Here is a 519-nt window from a genome sequence, read left to right on the forward strand (position 1 = left end):
CACCGAATCCTTCCCCAAAATCCCCAATCCCCCATCTCTTTCTCCTCCAGCGAGCGAGCGCGGCGGCGATGTCTGGGAGAGGCAAGGGCGGCAAGGGGCTCGGGAAGGGCGGCGCGAAGAGGCACAGGAAGGTGCTGCGCGACAACATCCAGGGGATCACGAAGCCGGCGATCCGGAGGCTGGCGAGGAGGGGCGGCGTGAAGCGCATCTCCGGGCTGATCTACGAGGAGACCCGCGGCGTGCTCAAGATCTTCCTCGAGAACGTCATCCGCGACGCCGTCACCTACACGGAGCACGCCCGCCGCAAGACCGTCACCGCCATGGACGTCGTCTACGCGCTCAAGCGCCAGGGCCGCACCCTCTACGGCTTCGGCGGCTGAGGTCCGCCGCTGCATCCGCCTGGCCGTGGGGACAAGTCTTGGCTCGCGGTCAAGAAATCCGGGAGGATATCTCCAATTGATCTGGGTCTCAGTTAGTAGTAGTAGCAGTAGTTTGTGTTGGCATCGTTCTTGTGCCCGG

General features: G+C 64.2%; 1 protein-coding gene. It reads left to right on the forward strand.

All coding sequences use genetic code 11. The features are described from left to right. A partial coding sequence (locus NK662_RS24835; RefSeq protein ID WP_254761389.1) for a histone H4 occupies positions 1–380 on the forward strand: 380 nt, incomplete at its 5' end. Positions 381–519: the final 139 nt, after the last annotated feature.

It is taken from the genome of Ectobacillus ponti, assembly GCF_024294785.1.
GTDB classification, from domain to species: domain Bacteria; phylum Bacillota; class Bacilli; order Bacillales; family Bacillaceae_G; genus Ectobacillus; species Ectobacillus ponti.